This window comes from Microbacterium sp. M (assembly GCF_045181065.1).
Taxonomy (GTDB): domain Bacteria; phylum Actinomycetota; class Actinomycetes; order Actinomycetales; family Microbacteriaceae; genus Microbacterium.
Genome location: NZ_CP173721.1, coordinates 3,196,308 through 3,212,855, shown reverse-complemented (window position 1 = coordinate 3,212,855; position 16,548 = coordinate 3,196,308). Strand labels below are relative to the sequence as shown.

At 69.7% G+C, this 16,548-nt stretch carries 16 protein-coding genes; 6 read left to right on the top strand and 10 right to left on the bottom strand.

Features of this window, described 5'->3' with window-relative positions; translation table 11 throughout:
- Nucleotides 1–8: 8 nt before the first annotated feature.
- From ACI7YT_RS15795 to ACI7YT_RS15760, 8 genes are all read right to left on the bottom strand, one after another.
- Nucleotides 9–764, bottom strand: a complete 756-nt coding sequence (locus ACI7YT_RS15795) for an SDR family NAD(P)-dependent oxidoreductase (protein ID WP_406246791.1) — start codon at nt 762–764, stop codon at nt 9–11.
- A gap of 1 nt (nt 765) precedes the next feature.
- Entirely contained in the window at nt 766–1,620 is an 855-nt protein-coding gene (locus ACI7YT_RS15790) for a phosphogluconate dehydrogenase C-terminal domain-containing protein (protein WP_406246790.1), read from the bottom strand.
- Nucleotides 1,617–2,411, bottom strand: a complete 795-nt coding sequence (locus ACI7YT_RS15785; protein ID WP_406246788.1) for a sugar phosphate isomerase/epimerase family protein — start codon at nt 2,409–2,411, stop codon at nt 1,617–1,619. Before ACI7YT_RS15785 ends, ACI7YT_RS15790 begins: the two co-directional genes overlap by 4 nt.
- Complete coding sequence (locus ACI7YT_RS15780; protein ID WP_406246786.1) at nt 2,408–3,160, bottom strand: triose-phosphate isomerase family protein; 753 nt, start codon at nt 3,158–3,160, stop codon at nt 2,408–2,410. Before ACI7YT_RS15780 ends, ACI7YT_RS15785 begins: the two co-directional genes overlap by 4 nt.
- The gene (locus ACI7YT_RS15775) at nt 3,160–3,630 is read right to left on the bottom strand and encodes a ribose-5-phosphate isomerase (protein WP_406246784.1); all 471 of its coding nucleotides are present in this window, start codon (nt 3,628–3,630) and stop codon (nt 3,160–3,162) included. Before ACI7YT_RS15775 ends, ACI7YT_RS15780 begins: the two co-directional genes overlap by 1 nt.
- Nucleotides 3,627–5,360: a dihydroxyacetone kinase family protein gene (locus ACI7YT_RS15770; protein WP_406246783.1), complete on the bottom strand. Its 1,734-nt coding sequence runs from the start codon at nt 5,358–5,360 to the stop codon at nt 3,627–3,629. Before ACI7YT_RS15770 ends, ACI7YT_RS15775 begins: the two co-directional genes overlap by 4 nt.
- Nucleotides 5,357–6,721 (bottom strand): MFS transporter, encoded by a 1,365-nt coding sequence (locus ACI7YT_RS15765; protein ID WP_406246782.1) that lies wholly within the window; start codon nt 6,719–6,721, stop codon nt 5,357–5,359. Before ACI7YT_RS15765 ends, ACI7YT_RS15770 begins: the two co-directional genes overlap by 4 nt.
- 107 nt (nt 6,722–6,828) lie before the next feature.
- Nucleotides 6,829–7,698 carry an SMP-30/gluconolactonase/LRE family protein gene (locus tag ACI7YT_RS15760; RefSeq protein WP_406246780.1) on the bottom strand — a complete coding sequence of 290 codons (870 nt, stop codon included), beginning with the start codon at nt 7,696–7,698 and terminating at the stop codon, nt 6,829–6,831.
- A 78-nt stretch (nt 7,699–7,776) separates the two neighbouring features.
- On the opposite strand from ACI7YT_RS15760, the gene ACI7YT_RS15755 reads away from it, so the two are divergent.
- Complete coding sequence (locus tag ACI7YT_RS15755) at nt 7,777–8,514, top strand: FadR/GntR family transcriptional regulator (protein WP_406246779.1); 738 nt, start codon at nt 7,777–7,779, stop codon at nt 8,512–8,514.
- Between the two features lie 15 nt (nt 8,515–8,529).
- On the top strand, nt 8,530–9,420 hold the full coding sequence (locus tag ACI7YT_RS15750; RefSeq protein WP_406246777.1) for a nucleoside hydrolase: 891 nt from the start codon (nt 8,530–8,532) through the stop codon (nt 9,418–9,420).
- 155 nt (nt 9,421–9,575) lie between these two features.
- Here ACI7YT_RS15750 and uxaC read toward each other — a convergent pair whose 3' ends face one another.
- Together uxaC and ACI7YT_RS15740 are read right to left on the bottom strand one after the other, a co-directional pair.
- Nucleotides 9,576–10,973: a glucuronate isomerase gene (uxaC, locus tag ACI7YT_RS15745; protein WP_406246776.1), complete on the bottom strand. Its 1,398-nt coding sequence runs from the start codon at nt 10,971–10,973 to the stop codon at nt 9,576–9,578.
- Nucleotides 10,970–12,019 (bottom strand): LacI family DNA-binding transcriptional regulator, encoded by a 1,050-nt coding sequence (locus ACI7YT_RS15740; protein ID WP_406246774.1) that lies wholly within the window; start codon nt 12,017–12,019, stop codon nt 10,970–10,972. Before ACI7YT_RS15740 ends, uxaC begins: the two co-directional genes overlap by 4 nt.
- A gap of 113 nt (nt 12,020–12,132) precedes the next feature.
- Between ACI7YT_RS15740 and ACI7YT_RS15735 the strand changes: the two genes are divergently transcribed.
- From ACI7YT_RS15735 to manD, 4 genes are read left to right on the top strand one after another with little or no spacing between them, the layout of a single operon-like run.
- Nucleotides 12,133–12,984, top strand: a complete 852-nt coding sequence (locus ACI7YT_RS15735; RefSeq protein WP_406246772.1) for a sugar phosphate isomerase/epimerase family protein — start codon at nt 12,133–12,135, stop codon at nt 12,982–12,984.
- Entirely contained in the window at nt 12,981–14,132 is a 1,152-nt protein-coding gene (locus ACI7YT_RS15730) for a Gfo/Idh/MocA family protein (protein WP_406246771.1), read from the top strand. The genes ACI7YT_RS15735 and ACI7YT_RS15730 overlap by 4 nt, the downstream gene beginning before the upstream one ends.
- Nucleotides 14,129–15,301 (top strand): mannitol dehydrogenase family protein, encoded by a 1,173-nt coding sequence (locus ACI7YT_RS15725; RefSeq protein WP_406246769.1) that lies wholly within the window; start codon nt 14,129–14,131, stop codon nt 15,299–15,301. Before ACI7YT_RS15730 ends, ACI7YT_RS15725 begins: the two co-directional genes overlap by 4 nt.
- Complete coding sequence (gene manD / locus ACI7YT_RS15720; RefSeq protein ID WP_406246767.1) at nt 15,298–16,536, top strand: D-mannonate dehydratase ManD; 1,239 nt, start codon at nt 15,298–15,300, stop codon at nt 16,534–16,536. Before ACI7YT_RS15725 ends, manD begins: the two co-directional genes overlap by 4 nt.
- The last annotated feature ends 12 nt before the right edge of the window (nt 16,537–16,548 follow it).

Genomic DNA, 16,548 nt, shown 5'->3' with positions numbered 1-16,548 from the left:
GCCTCAGATCACAGCGACGTCATGCCGCCGTCGACCTGGAATACCGCGCCCGTCGCGAAGGCGCCGTCGTCGCTGGCGAGGTACACCATGATGCCGGCGACGTCGTCCGGCGTGCCTGCGCGTCCGATCGGGATGCGGCTGACGATCGCGGCCCGCGACTCCGGGTCCTCGCTGATCGCCGCGACCAGGGGTGTCTCGGTGTAGGCGGGCTGGACGGTGTTCACCCGGATGCCGCGGTCGGCGTACGCCGCCGCGACCGTGCGCCCGAGACCGTGGATGCCGGCCTTCGTCGCGCTGTACGCGGTGAAGTCCTTGCCCTCTCCGTTCACACCGGTCGGGCTGCCCGTCAGGATGATCGACCCGCCGCCGCGCGGCAGCATCGACCGGACCGCATGCTTGACGGTCAGGAACGTCCCGGTCAGATTGATGTCGACCGTCTTGCGCCACACATCGAGGTCCAGGTCGGCGGCCGGAGCATCCTGCCCGAAGAGCTGCACACCGGCATTCGCGACGACGACGTCCGGAGCCCAGCCGTCGGCCTCGACCGCAGCGAAGCCGGCCGCGACGGCATCCTCATCCGAGATGTCCATCGTCACGGCGCGCGCGTTCGTCCCCAGCGCCGACGCGGCCGCGGCCGCACCTTCGCCGTTGCGATCCGCGAGGATCACGCGCGCGCCCTCACGGACGAAACGCGTGGCGACGGCCAGGCCGATCCCCAGCGCCGCGCCCGTGACCAGGGCCGTCTTGCCCTCGAGCTGTCCCATGTCAGCGCTCGATGTGGTCGAGGTGCAGCATGCGGGCGAGGTTGCGGTCGAGCTCGTCATCGCGGAAGATCTTCTTCCAGTCGTCCTTGATGATGCTCTCTCGGCCGTAATCCATCGCGATCAGGCACGCGTCCGAGAACGGGTTGTCGCCGCGCAGACCGTTCGCGAGCGCCACCTGCGTGTGCCCGTACAGAATGCTGCGAGCCGCCGCCTCCGGGACACCCATGGTGTTCACGGTCTCCTGAAGAGCCTCGTTGAGGAGGTCGCCGATCATGCAGGCGACCGTCTCGACGAGGGTCGGCTCGAGCTGGGCGAGCTGCTTGATCGTGACCCAGTGCACGTCGATGACCGGAGCGTAGATGGCGCGGACGGTCTCCTCGACGATCGCCTTCTTCGCCGGGTCGTCGCTCTCGACCGCAGCGATGGCGTCCTGCGGGGCGGCGATGCCGCCGAACGTGTCCGCCCACTGCTCCGGCGTCTCGCGCTGCAGGAAGATCGAAGGGTGGCACGGGTGCGCGACGGCCTGGATGACGTCGTCACGCGTGGTGAGCAGACCCGCGTAGGCGGCGGCGGGGTCGAGCGTCAGCACGATCGCACCGGCGCGGAGCTGGGGGACCAGGTCGGCCGTGACGGGGCCGAGCGCCAGGTCCGGGACGGCGAGGACGACGATGTCGGCGTCGGCGACCGCGACGGACGCCTCGGTCAGCTCGCGCCCGGCCTCGATCGTGCGCTGCTGCCCGGCCGGCGAGTTCTCGACGTACCAGACGGTGTGATCGGTCTTCACGAGGTTGTTGGACACGCGCATGCCCATCTTCCCGCCCGCTCCGATGACGGCGATCTTGTAGGTGTCGGTCATGATGTGCTCCTCAGGTGTTCCAGGGTGATGCGGGTCCATTCCCGCTCGGTTCGGATGGTGGTCTCCGGGTCGTCCTGCCACGGCAGCCAGTGCTCGACGATCTCGTTGATGCCTCGTTCGCGCGGCCGCACGGTCGCGAGCAGGTGGGCGTAATCGTGGAGCCCTGCGCCCATCGCGGTGCCGGAATAGGTGAAGCCCACCCAGCCGGGCTGTCGCGCGAAAGCGAAGTCCTTGACGTGCACGTTCTTGGTGAGGGCCGCGGTCTGCTCGACGCACGCCTTCGGGTTCTCCAGCTGCGCGACGACGTTCGCCGGGTCGAGGCAGATGCCCAGATGCGCGCTGCCGACGCGCTCGATGACGCCCACGAGGTCGGCGGTCGGCACCTGCTCGTACGTCTCCAGTGCGAGCGTCACCCCTGCGGCTTCGAAGTCGCGGATGCTGCTGCGCAACCACACCTGGGCCTCGGCGAGACTCGGCCGGGAGTCGGGCCCGAAGATCATGCTGCGGATCAACTGCGCATCGAAGACGTCCGCGATCCGGAGGAAGCGCGTCAGATGCTCGGGGACGATCCCCTTGGTGCCCAGTTCGATCCGGATGCCGAGCTCGCGGGCCGCGCGGGCGGCGCCCTGCAGCTCGGCGTCGGACATGTGCTCCAACGGGGCGTAGTCGCAGATCTGGAACAGGTCGACGTCCTGCGCGCGGGTGTCCTCGAGCGCGCCGATGAGGCTGAGCGGCTCGTCGACGCGGTCGGAGTGCTGCCAGAAGTAGGCGTAGGTGCCGAGGCCGATCATCGCGCGCTCACCGCCTCGTCGAGCACGCTCATCAACGCGTCGGGGGCGTGGGCGAAGCGACCGAGGAACACGCCGTCGACGGCATCGCCGAGCGCGGTCAGCAGACCGGGGCCGGCCGCACCGCCGTAGATCACCGTGGATCCGGCGCGCATCGGATCGACGTCGAGCGCGGCCCGGAGACCTGCGGCGACGACGCGGATGTGATCGTGACCGGCGGGCTCCGGTGCGCCGATCGCCCAGACCGGTTCGTACGCGACGATCACGGCGCCCGCCGGTGCGCCGGCGAGGGACGCCGCGAGCTGACGGGCTGCGACCACCGCGGCATCCTGCGGGTCCTGCTGCTCGGTCTCGCCGATGCAGAGCAGAGGAGTGAGCCCGGCATCCAGAGCCTGCCGCGTCTTGGCGGCGACGACCTGGTCCGTCTCGCCGAACAGCCGCCGACGCTCGGCATGGCCGATCTCGGCAATGCTCGCGCCGATCTCGGCCAGCTCGGATGCCGAGACCTCGCCCGTGAAGGCTCCGGATGCTTCGGCTGCCACGTCCTGACCGCCGATGCGCACCGGAGTGCCGGCGAACGCGCCGACGGCAGGACCGATTTGCAGGAACGTCGGGGTGATGAAGAACTCGACGGCGCCGGAGGCGACGCCCTCGTGTCCGCGGACGCGCTCGCACACCTGGTCGAACCAGGTGTGCGCGCGTTCATGCCCGAAGTACATCTTCAGGCTCACCCCGACGACCTTCTTCGACATCAGCAGCTTCCGGTGGTCTCGTACTCGTCGATGACGGCGACCTTCTCGGCCGACGCGCTCGTCTCATCGAACCGGTAGGTCAGCCACTCGCGCACGTTGCGGCGCGCGAGCTCGATCCCGACGACGCGCTGGCCCATGCAGAGCACCTGCGCGTTGTTCGACAGCACGCCGCGCTCGACCGAGAACGAGTCGTGCGCCGTGACGGCACGGATGCCGGCGACCTTGTTCGCCGCGATCGCGACGCCGAGGCCCGTGCCGCAGATCAGCAGGGCGCGGTCGGCCTCGCCGCGCGCGACGCGCTCGGCGGCCTCGATCGCGACGCGCGGGTACGCGGTGTGCCCATCGGCGTCCACGCCCACGTCGACGACCGACGCGACGCCGGGGTTGCTCTCGAGGTCCTTCTTCAGGATCTCCTTGTAGTCGAAGCCGGCGTCGTCGCAGCCGATGACGATACGGAGCGGTTCGGTCATGATGCGGTGTCCTTTCCTGTGGCGAGCGTTTCGCCGATGGCGGTGGCGATCAGCGCGAGCGAGACCGCGCCTGGGTCCGGGGTGCCGATGGCGTGCTCGCCGTGGCTGCGTGCTCGCCCCATGCGGGGGAGCAGATCAGCCGTGGCCACGGCGGCGCGCGTCGCGGCGTCCGCCGCGGTCGTCCACGCGTTCGTCAGAGAGCCGCCGCCGTCGACGGTCGTGGTCAGTTCGCTCGAGAACGGCACGAGGGCGTCGACCATGGTCTTGTCGCCGACCTCGGCCTTGCCGTGGTTCTGCACGCCCCGCGCGCCGTCGGCGATGCCGGATGCCACGGCCTGCGCGTCCGGTCGTCCGGCGTCGCCCAGGCGAGCGGCGACCGCGTTGAGGATCACACCCCACAGCACGCCGGAGGTTCCGCCGGCCTTGTCGGACCAGGCGTCGGCGGCACGGGCGAGCGTCGTCCTGGCGCCTGCACCGGCCTCGACCGCGTGGATGCCGGCGGCGAGAGCGGCATGCGACCCTCGCCGCATGCCGATGCCGTGGTCGCCGTCGCCGGCGATCGCGTCGATCCGACCCAGTTCATCTGCGTGCTCGTCGATCGTGTCGACGATCGTCTGCAGGGCGGCGCGCACGACCTGCGCGACCTCCTGCGACTCGGCGTCACCGGGAACGATGACGTCCTCGATCGACGCGACGTCGACCTCGTCGGACCGGGCTGCGGCGACGACGGATCCGCGGCGGTACGCCGGGGCGTCGACCGGCGTGTCCCAGAGCTGCTCGAGCTCGTCGTCCAGCCAGAACAGCGTGAGCGACGTGCCCGCCATGTCGAACGACGTGCAGTACTCGCCGACGTGCGGGTCGACGATCTCGATCCCGGCATCGGCGAGCAGCTGGGCGATGCGTCGGTAGACGACGAACATCTCCTCGTACTTGAGCGAGCCGAGGCCGTTGAGGATCGGGACGACCCGAGCGCCCGCGACCTCGATGCCGTCGGGGACCTCGGCGAGAAGCCGTTCGACCAGCAGCGCGGCCAGCTCGTCTGCGGTCGGGATGCCGGTCTCGTCGATCCCCTGCTCGCCGTGGATGCCGAGACCCACCGCCATGCGTCCGGCCGGCACCGTGAACAGGGGTTCCGGTGCGCCGGGCAGCGTGCAGCCGGTGAACGCGACGCCGAACGACCGGGTGCGCTCGTTGGCCTTCGCGGCGATCGCGGTCACGGCGGCGAGGTCGTCGCCGCGCTCTGCGGCCGCCGCGGCGGAGCGGAAGACGGTCAGGTCGCCGGCGATGCCGCGGCGCTTGTGCTTCTCGGCGACGGACGCGCTCGAGATGTCGTCGGTCACTGCGACCGTCGACGCCTCGATGCCCTCCGCGCGCAGGCGCTCCTGCGCCGAATCGAAGTTCAGCACGTCTCCGGCGTAGTTGCCGTAGGAGAAGAACACGCCGGCACCCCGGTCGGCGGTCTTCGCGACCGCGTGGATCTGCTGCGCCGACGGCGAGGCGAACAGGTTGCCCATCGCCGCGCCGTGCGCGAGTCCCTGGCCGACCATGCCGCCGAAGGCGGGGTAGTGGCCGGAGCCGCCGCCGATCACGACGGCGACCTGCCCGTCCGGGACGACGGTCGAGCGGACCACGCCGCCGGTCACGCGCCGCACGGAGCGGGCGTTCGCGGCGACGAAGCCGTCGATCATCTCGTCGGCGAAGTCCGACGGATCGTTCCAGAGACGGGTCATCGGGTGGTCTCCTGCGCGGTGGGCGCGGCATCCGCTGCACTGCCGGTGCGGATGCGGCCGCTGCGGGCGAGCACGATCATGAGGATCGCCGAGACGAGCATGAATCCGCCGACGATGAACATCGGGACCTCGTATCCGCCGGTCCAGTCGTGCACGGCGCCCGTGATGTACGGGGCGCTGAAGCCGGCGAGGTTTCCGATCGTGTTGATGAGCGCGACCCCGGCCGCGGCGGCCACACCCGTGAGGAACTGCGTCGGCAGCGTCCAGAAGTTCGGCAGGGCGGCGAAGATCGCGCACGCCGTGATCGTGATGACGGCCATCGTCGCGACGGGGGAGCCGGCGAACAGCGCGAGCGGGATCGAGACGGCTCCGGCGATCGCGGGGGCGGCGATGTGCCAGGTCTTCAGCCCGCGCTTGCCGGCGTCACGCGACCAGAAGTACATCACGATCGCGGCCGGCAGGTACGGGACCGCCGTGATGAGACCCTTCTGGAAGACGTCGTACGTCACGCCGGACTGCTCCTGGAAGCCGTCGATGATGGTCGGCAGGAAGAACGCCAGCGCGTAGAGGCCGTAGATGAAGCCGAAGTAGATGAAGGACAGCATCCAGACCCGGCCGCTGCTGAAGGCGAAGCGGGCCGAGACGTGCTTCTCGGTGGACTCGGTCTTCTTGCGCTCGGACTCGAGAGCATCCGTGAGCCAGACCTGTTCCGCGGAGGTCAGCCACTTCGCGTCGGCCGGCTTGTCCTTGAGGTAGAACCAGGCGATGATGCCGACCACGATGGCCGGGATGGCGACGCCCATGAACATGAAGCGCCAGCCCTCGAGGCCGAAGAAGATTCCGTGTTGCTGGATGAGGGCACCGGCCAGCGGGGCGCCGATCACGGTGGTCAGCGGCTGTGCCAGGTAGAAGAGCATGAGGATGCGACCGCGGTACTGCGCGGGCACCCAGAGGCTGAGGAACAGGATCGCGCCGGGGAAGAATCCGGCCTCGGCGACACCGAGCAGGAAGCGCAGCACGACGAGCTGCTCGAAGTTCTGCACCCACGTGAACAGCAGCGCGACGATGCCCCAGCTCACCATGATGCGGGCGAGCCAGCGTCGGGCACCGAACTTGTGCAGGGCGATGTTCGAGGGCACCTCGAGGATGATGTAGCCGATGAAGAAGACGCCGGAGGCGAAGCCGAACTGGGCGGCGCTGAGCGCGAGGTCTTCGTTCATGCCGTTGGGTGCGGCGAATCCGATGGCGGTGCGGTCGAGGTAGTTGATGAAGAACATCAATGCCACGAACGGCACGAGCCGCACGGAGACCTTCCGGATGGCAGATTTCGCGACCGAGCTCTCGGTCTGGGTGTTGTCCACGATGACTCCTGGAATCGACGGTGATGCGCGTGTGCTGCTCGAGCCATTTTGGCAAACCGGTTGACCAATTGCAAGCCGTCTTCGGAATTCGACCGGCCGGAGGGCGCTCAGCCGCGGGTGCGCGTGGCGATCCGGTACAGGCTCGTCGTCGCGGTGATGTAGAGATCGGTCCCGTCCTCGCCGCCGAAGCAGAGGTTCGCGACGGTCTCCGGCACGGGGATCCGTCCGAGCTGGGCGCCGTCCGGGGTGAACACGATCACGCCGGTTCCGCTGGACGACCACAGCCTGTCGTGCTCATCCACACGGATGCCGTCGGGGTGGCCGTCTTCGGCATCCAGCACGGCGAACAGACGCCCGTTCTTGCAGCGCGTGCCGTCCTGCACGTCGTACGCCCGGATGTCGCGGAGGTCGGAGGAGTCCGCGACGAACAGCGTCGAGCCGTCGCGGGAGAACGCGAGTCCGTTCGGCTGCTCGACGTCGGTGATGACTGCGCTCGTGCGCCCGGTCGCCGGATCGTGACGGAAGACGAAGTGGTCGCCGTACTCGCGGACGCCGGGGTGCCCCTCGCGCGGTTGCGTGATGCCGTACGCGGGATCGGTGAACCAGATCGCGCCGACCGCGTCGACGACGACGTCGTTGGGGGAGTTCAGGCGCACGCCGCTCCACGAGTCGACGATGCTCTCGACTGCGCCGTCCCTGTCGCGCTCGACGCGGCGGTGTCCGTGCGAGCACTGCACGACGCTGCCGTCGCGATCGAGTGCCCGTCCGTTCGTGAACTCGACACCCTGCGCGTACACGGACGACTCGCCGGTGGCCGGGTCGTACTCGCGGATGCAGTCGTTCGGGATATCGCTCCACCGCAGGCGAGCCCGGTCGGGCACCCACAACGGTCCTTCAGCCCAGATCGACCCGGTGTGCACGCGTTCGAGTGCGGCATCCGGGGCGAGGATGCCGGCATCCACGAGAGGGGTCGTCATCGGTGTTCTCCTCCATTGCGCACATAACCGGTTGACCAAATGATGCCGAATCGCGCGCCTGCCCGGTAGGTTACTGCCATGCCCGCCTTTCCCGGAGACCCCGTCGACGACATCGCCGCAGCACTCGGCGCTCTTCCGTCCGGGACGCCGGTATCCGAGGTCGCCCGCCGTCTGCTCGATCTGTTCACGGGCGGATCGATCGCGTCGGGGACGCGCCTGCCCCCGGAGCGGCAGCTCGCGACGACGCTCGGGGTCGGGCGCTCTGCCGTGCGCGAGGCGCTCGCCGCTCTCGAGATCCTCGGCATCGTCGACGTGCGACCGGGCTCCGGCACGTACCTGCGCGGCGCGGCCAGCGAGCTGCTGCCGCAGACCCTCCGCTGGGGCCTGCTGATCGGTGAGCGCAACACGGCGCAGCTGCTCGAGCTGCGCGAAGGGCTGGAGATCTTCGTCGCCCGTCTGGCGGCCGCCAGAGCGGATGCCGCGATCCTCGCACGCCTCGAGAAGGACGTCACGCGGATGCACGCCACGATCGATGACCTCGCGGCGTTCGCGAAGGCCGACCTGGACTTCCACCATGCGCTCGCCGAGGCCGCGGGGAACGCGACGCTCACCGACCATCTGCATGTGATCCGCTCGCTGCTGCAGGTCTACGCCGACCGCGCGGTGCACGACCGCGCGCACGCCGAGCGCGCCACGGCCGAGCACGAGGCCGTGCTGGCCGGTGTGAAAGCCGGAGACGGGGATGCCGCGGCATCCGCCATGGCCGTCCACATGGCCACCGCGACCGCACGCCTGCTCGCCGAACGAGCCGGTTGAACCGAGAGAGACGAATTGATCAACGACGATCGCCGAACCCGCCGCGTCATCATCGACTCCGATGTGAAGAACGAGGCGGACGACCAGTTCGCTCTCGTGCACGCGCTGCTGTCGCCGACACTGGACATCCGCGGCATCATCCCTGCGCATTTCGGGACGCATCGCACGACGGAGTCGCTCGCGGAATCGCGGGAGGAGCTCGACCTGCTGCTGCGCCTGCTCGACCCCGGCCGTGAGGTGCCGACCGCCGACGGCGCGCCGCACGCCCTGCCGGATGAGCGCACGCCCGTCGACAGCCCCGGCGCGCGGCTCATCATCGAGGAGGCTCGGCGCACCGACGCCGGCCCGCTGTACATCGCGTTCCTCGGACCGCTGACGGACATGGCCTCGGCGCTGCTGCTCGCGCCCGATATCGCCGAGACGGACACCACGGTGATCTGGATCGGCGGCCCGCCGTACGGCGGCATCGTCTCGACCGGGTCGTGGCCGGAGTTCAACCTTCGCAACGACATCGCCTCGGCGAACGTCGTGCTCGACTCCGCCATCAGCGTCTGGCAGGTGCCGTCGAACATCTACCGCCAGGTCAACGTCTCCTACGCGGAGCTCGAGGCGAGAGTCGAGCCGCACGGCGAACTCGGTCGCTACCTCGCGCAGCAGGTCGTCGACTTCAACAGCGTGCACCACCGCACGGCCATCGAGTCGCGCTCACTCGGCGACTCTCCGGCGATCGCGCTCATGCTCGAACCAGGCTGCGCTTCGATGCGCCGTCAGCGGCGCGTGCGGTTCACAGTCGACGGACACTACAAGCTGGCCGATCTGACGCGCGAGGTCTTCGTCGTCGAGAGCATCGACGTGCGGTTCCTCCTGGAGGACATGTTCGCGAAGATCGCCCGCCACGCGCGCTGACGGTACAGGCATGTCCGGGTTCGCGCGGGTGCGGCCGCGGCGGACCCGCATCAAACAGGACATCCTCGGACGGCATGTCCGACGTGCGGAGGGGCGCTGTGCTGAAGACCCGCATGAACCCGGACATCGACGAGGCCGGCCAGGCGCGTTGACGGTCAGAGCCTGAACACGCCCCGGGGGATGCCGTCGACGAGGTCGCGTGCGATCGTGTGAGCCTCTTCCTCAGCGAGTCGGCCGGTGACGACGAGGGTCGCCAGCCACCCGGCATCCATGCGGCGCGAGACGTCGTGCCGAGCCGGGATCGACAGGTAGGCGCGCGTGTCGTCGATGAACCCGCTGGTCTTGTAGAAGCCGGCCGAGTCGGTGACGCCCTCGCGGAACCGACGGATGCCGTCGGGGCTGTCCAGGAACCACCATGGTGCTCCGGCGAAGACCGAAGGGTAGAACCCCGCGAGCGGCGCGATCTCCCGCGTGAACGAGGTCTCATCGACCGTGAACAGCACCATCCGGAACGTGTCGTTCGTGCCGAAGTCGCCCAACAGCTCGCGCAGTGGCTCGGTGTAGCTCGTCAGCAGCGGCAGGTCGTGCCCCGTGTCCGGACCGAACCGTTCGAGGGTCGGGCGGTGATGCCCCCGCAGCACTCCGGGATGCAACTGCATGACGAGGCCGTCCTCGCTCGACATCCGCGCCATCTCCCACAGCATGTGCCGACGGTAGGCCGTCGCGTCGTCCGCCGTCGCGGACCCCGCGAGACCCGCGCGATGGATGCGCTCGAGATCGGCCGCGGGGAGGCGGGTCGCCCAAGCGTCGACGACCCCGGTGTCGGTCGCCGTCGCACCCAGCGAGCGGAAGTGCGCGCGCCTGTTCTCGAGCGCGGCGATGAGGCCAGACGCCGTTCCGGTGTCCATGCCGCTGGCGGCATGAAGCTCGTCGAGGGCTGCGGGCCAACCCGCAGCAGAGGGGTCGAAGAACCGATCGGGCCGGAACGTCGGCAGCACGCGCCCCGCGAACGTCGGGTCGTCCCGCAGTGCCGCATGCGCATCCAGGGGCGCCGTCGGGTCGTCCGTCGTGGCCAGCACCTCGATGCCGAACCGGTCGAACAGCGCGCGGGGGCGGGACGTGGCATCCGCGATCCAGGCGGTGATCTGATCGAACTGCTGATCCGCGTTCGCGGCCGACGGATGCTCGTCCAGCCCGATCACGGAATGCAGCGTGTCTTCGAACCATGCCCGCACCGGCGTGCCGGCGAACACGTGCCAGTGCGCCGCGAAGAGGCGCCAGATCTCCCGCGGTGCGACCGCCTTCGGGCCGCGGCCCAGATCATCTAGACCGATGCCGTGCGCGTGCAGCAGTCGCAGCACGTAGTGGTCGGGAACGATGAGCAGATCCGCCGGGTCGGTGAACGCCAGGTCGTCGCGCAGCAGTGACGCCTCGACATGCCCGTGCGGCGACAGGATCGGCGCCGCGCGCACGATCTCGTACAGCGTGCGGGCGATCGCCCTCGTCGACGGGTCCGCCGGCAGGAGCCGATCGGGGGAGGGGTCGAGTCTCACAGATCATCCTTCTCGTTCGTCGGCGCAGGACCGCTGCTCTCGCGCGTCCGCAGGTAGGTGGGCAAGACCGTCCGCAAGCGCGGAGTGCCGTTCTGCGACAGGCGGCTCAGCAGCATCGTCACGGCGACCCGGCCGGCTTCCTCGATGGGGGCCGAGACGGTCGTCAGCGGCGGGTGGCAGAAATCCGATCCGAAGATGTCGTCCGTGCCGACGATCGACAGGTCGTCGGGGACGCGGATGCCGCGCTGCGCCAGACGCTTCAGCATCCCGATCGCGAGCAGATCGTTGAACACGATGCACGCGGTCACGTCACGGGACGCGACGCTGTCGGCGGCAGTCGCGCCGGCGGCCGCGTGCGGAGCCCAAGGACCGAGGAACGTCAGGTCGACCTCGAGCTCTGCCGCGGCATCCTGCAGCGCCTCCCAGCGTCGGGCGCTCGACCAGGAGCCGGCGGGGCCGGCCACGTACGCGATCCGCCGATGACCGAGCGAGTGCAGGTGGGTCAGGGCCTGGCGGACGCCGGTCGGGGTGTCGATGAGCACACTGGGCACGTCGGGGAGGTCGCGGTTGACGGTGACGAGCGGCTGGCGGGCGGCGGCGACGACGAGCTGGGATTCGTCGAGACGGGACGCCGCGAGGATCACCCCGTCCGCGGACTTGCGCATGATCTCGAGCGTGTCGGCCTCGACCTCCTGGGACTCCTCGGTGTCGACGAGCAGCTGGGTGTAGCCGGCGGCGCGCAGCTGGCGCTGCGAGCCGCGGATCAGATCGAAGTAGAACGGGTTGGCGATGTCGGGCACCAGCAGAGCGACGGTGCCGGTTCGTCCGGATGCCAGGGATCGCGCCTGCGAACTCGGCACGTACGCGAGCTCGGCCGCGGCCTGCTCGATCCGCTGCCGGGTGACCGCGTTCACCCGCGTCGGATTGCTGAGCGCGCGCGAAACAGTGGAAGCGGCGACGCCGGCGAGGCGTGCGACGTCGGTGATCGTCGCGGCGCGACCGGGCGGATCCCCGCCGTCGATGGCGGCCTCGTCGGTGTCGGTCATGCGGCGAGCATATCTATTCGGGTCGCCCGTGGCAAAGTTTAGGCAAACGCTTGTCAACATGTTGCCGGATCGCTACCGTGGTGATCGCCGACATGGACCAACGAAGGAATGCGATGTCACCGACGACCGCCCAGCCGACCTGGATGCTCTCCGGATTCGGAGACGAGATCCACCCGGACCCGCGCATCCAGTGCGCCGTCCTGCTCGCCCTCGGCGCACGCCACATCGAAGTGCGATCGGCGTGGGGGATCAACATCGTAGATCTCGACAAGGAGAAGCTCGGCGAACTCTGGGCCGCCATCCGCGCCGAGGGGATGGGTGTCTCGGCCATCGGCTCGCCGATCGGCAAGAGCGAGCTCAGTGAGCCGATCGGGTTCGAGCTCACCCGTCTCGACAACGCGCTGCGCGCCGCCGACGTCCTCGAGTCGCGCTACATCCGGATGTTCTCGTTCTGGCAGACCGAGGGCGAGCCGGTGGAGCACATGCGCGACGAGGTGATGGATCGGCTCGGCCTGCTCGCCGAGCGCGCCCGCTCCGCCGGCGTGACCCTCGTGCACGAGAACGAGAAGCACATCTATGGCGACGTCCCCGAGCGCGTGCTGGACATCGTCCGCACCGTCGACTCGCCGGCGCTGCGACTCGCGTGGGACAACGCGAACTACGTGCAGTGCGGCATCCGTCCCGTCACCGACGGCTTCGCTCAGCTGGCGGAGTACATCGAGTATCTGCAGGTCAAGGATGCACGGCTCGACACGGGCGAGGTCGTGCCGGCAGGCGAGGGCGACGGCGAGCTCGCCGAGACCATCGCGGCCCTCCGCGACCGCGGCTTCACCGGTTTCGCCTCCCTCGAACCCCACCTCACCGACCAGAGCGCGCTCGGCGGCTTCAGCGGCGCACAGCCGTTCGGCCGCGCGGCCCGCGCCTTCCGCACCCTCACCGACAACGCTGGAGTGACCCTCGCATGAGCACCCTGTCCACCGCCATCATCGGCTGCGGCGTCATCGGACGCACGCACGTCGAAGCCGTCCTGCAGCTGGCCGACCGGCTCGTCCTGACGGCGCTCGTCGACGTCGACGTCACGCGGGCCGAAGCGCTCGCGGATCTCGTCGAGGAGAGCATCGGATCGCGTCCGGCGATCTACTCGACCGTGCAGGAGCTGGTCGCCGCCGACGCACCGCAGCTGGCTGTCGTCGCGACGCCCTCCGGGCTCCACGTGGAGCAGGCGGTCGTCGCGCTGGAGGCGGGCGCCCACGTCCTGATCGAGAAGCCCCTCGACGTCGATCTCGTCCGTGCCCGCCGGTTGGCGGATGCCGCGGCCGCCGCCGCAGCCCGCGGACAGGTGTGCAGCGTCATCAGCCAGCACCGGTTCGATCCGTCCAGTCAGATCGTGCACGCCGCGATCGCGGACGGCGGGTTCGGCCGGATCACCTCCGGCCTTGCGACTGTGCCGTGGTGGCGCTCGCAGGAGTACTACGACTCCGGCGACTGGCGCGGCACGTGGGCGCTCGACGGCGGCGGCGCCCTCATGAACCAGGGCGTGCACACCCTCGACCTGCTGGTGTGGTTCCTCGGTCGGCCGGCGACCGTCTCGGCTGAGATCGCTCTGCTGGCCCACGAGGGCGTCGAAGTGGAGGACACCGCCGTCGCGACCCTGACCTTCGACAATGGCGCCCTGGCGGTGCTGCACGCCACGACCGCCGGCTACCCCGGTCTCGCCGTGCGGCTGCAGCTGCTCGGCTCCGACGGCTCGGCGGTCATCGAGGGTGACGCGCTGCGCTACATCCACCTCAAGAAGGATGCCGAGGGCGCAGCCGGGGCGTACGGCGGCGGTGACAACCAGGCGGAGCGATACTCCGTCGAGCCGCCGACCGGCGTCGACGCCACGAAGTTCAGCTTCGGTCACGTCCGCCAGTACTATGACCTGCTCGACGCGATCGACGAGGGTCGTGAGCCCCTGCTCACCGTGGAGCAGGCGCTGCTCGCTCTCGCCGCCGTCCGGGCCGTGTACATCTCAGCAGTGCTCGGGCGCAAGGTGCGCATCGACGACGTGATCGCGGGCGACTACGACGACGTGACCCTCGAAGTGCCGACCATCGAGGTGCCCGCGGGATGACCACGACCGAACGCGCGCCCGTCCGGGTCGCCCATCTGGGCCTCGGGGCGTTCCACCGCGCGCACCAGGCCTGGTTCACGGAGGTCGTGAATCGGTCCGGCGGCGAGCAGTGGGGGATCGCGGCCTTCACCGGGCGGCGCCCGGATGCCGCGGTCGCGCTGGCCGCGCAGGGCTGCGTGTACGACCTCGTGGTCCGCGGCCCCGAGTCCGATGCCGTCGAGCGGGTCACCTCGATCGTCGCCGCGCACGACGGAGCCGATGTCGAGGCGTGGCGCGCGGCGATGGCGACCGTCGCGGTGCTCACCGTCACGATCACCGAGGCCGGGTACCGCCAGGACAGCACGGCGATCGAGCGCATCGTGGATGGCCTGCGCGCCCGGCGGGACACCGGTGCGGGGCCGATCGCGATCGTCAGCTGCGACAACCTCGACGGCAACGGCGCGCTGCTCGGCGCGCTCGTGACGCAGGCCGCCGATTCCGAGCTCGTGGTGTGGATCGGCGAGAACGTGTCGTTCGTCTCGTCCGTGGTCGACCGGATCACGCCGGCCGTCGCCGATGCACTGCCCGTCACCGTCACCGACGACCCGTGCGCGATCGTCACGGAGCCCGCGGCATCCTGGGTCCTGTGCGGAGAGTTCCCCGCGGGCCGACCCGAGTGGGAGCTCGCCGGTGCGCAGTTCGTGGATGACATAGAACCGTACGAGCGGCGCAAGCTCTGGCTGCTGAACGCCGGACACACCCTGCTCGCGAGCCTCGGGCAGCTGACGGGCCACACGACCGTCGCCGAGGCCACGACCGACGGGGTCTGCCGCGCGGCGCTCGACGAGCTGTGGGACGACGCGTCAGCGGTGCTGCCGTTCAACGCCGCCGACCTCGCCACCCAGAGGGCCTCCCTCGTGGCGCGTTTCGAGAATGCCCGCATCCGGCATGCCCTGCGCCAGATCGCGACGGATGCAGAGATCAAACTGAGCGTCCGGGTGATGCCGGTGATCCAGGCGCGTCTGGCCTGCGGCCTGGACGCCGGCCGCGGCGAAGTCCGCGCGCTCGCCGCGTGGGCCGCGCTCGAAGGCGTGGACGCGGAAGCCGCCGCGAGCCGTTTCGACCTGGACGATGACGTCCGCCATGAGCTGATCGGCGCGATCGCCGAGCTGAAGGGAGTGCACGCATGATCATCGACAGGGCAGAGGTGATCGTCACCAGTCCCGATCGGAACTTCGTGACGCTGAAGCTCACGACCGATGACGGGCTGACCGGCCTGGGCGATGCGACGCTGAACGGCCGTGAGCTCGCCGTCGTCGCGTATCTGACCGAGCACGTCGTGCCGCTGCTCGTGGGCCGTGACGCGCACCGCATCGAGGACACCTGGCAGTTCTTGTACCGCTCGGCGTACTGGCGCCGGGGGCCCGTGACGATGGCGGCGATCGCCGCGGTCGACATGGCGCTGTGGGACATCAAGGCGAAGGCCGCAGGCATGCCGCTGTACCAGCTGCTCGGCGGCGCATCGCGCCGGGGGCTGCTGGCCTACGGGCACGCCTCCGGCAAGGAGCTCCCCGAGCTGTTCGATTCCGTGCGGTCGCACCTGGAGCAGGGGTACCGGGCCATCCGAATCCAGACCGGTGTGCCTGGGCTGAAGGCGATCTACGGGATCGCCTCGCAGGCAGCGGACACGTTCGGCGGCGAGGCCCGCTACGACCATGAGCCGGCGCGGCGCGGGGCGAAGCCCGTCGAAGAGGACTGGGACACGCGGGCGTACCTGCGGCACCTCCCCGGGGTCTTCGAAGCGGTGCGTAACGAGTTCGGCCCCGAGATCCCGCTGCTGCACGACGGGCATCACCGGATGACGCCGATCCAGGCGGCTCGTCTGGGCAAGGATCTCGAGCCGTACGACCTGTTCTGGTTGGAGGACTGCACGCCGGCCGAGAACCAGGAGGCGCTGCGCCTGGTGCGCCAGCACACCACGACGCCGCTCGCGATCGGGGAGATCTTCAACACGGTGTGGGACTTCAAGGACCTCATCCGCGAGCAGCTGATCGACTACGTCCGCGGTGCGGTCACGCACATGGGCGGCATCACGGCGCTCAAGAAGACGCTGGAGTACGCGGCGCAGTACCAGATCAAGTCCGGCATGCACGGTCCGACGGACATCTCGCCGGTCGGCATGGCCGCCGCGATGCATCTGGGGCTCAGCATCCACAACTTCGGCATCCAGGAGTACATGCGTCACGGTGCGAAGACCGACCAGGTGTTCCAGCAGTCGTTCACCTGGCAGGACGGTCTGCTGCATCCGGGCGACAAGCCGGGACTCGGCGTCGAACTGGACGTCGACGAAGCGGGGAAATACCCCTATGAGCAGGCCTATCTGCCCTACAACCGACTGGCCGACGGCACCGTCCACGACTGGTGACCGACCCCACCC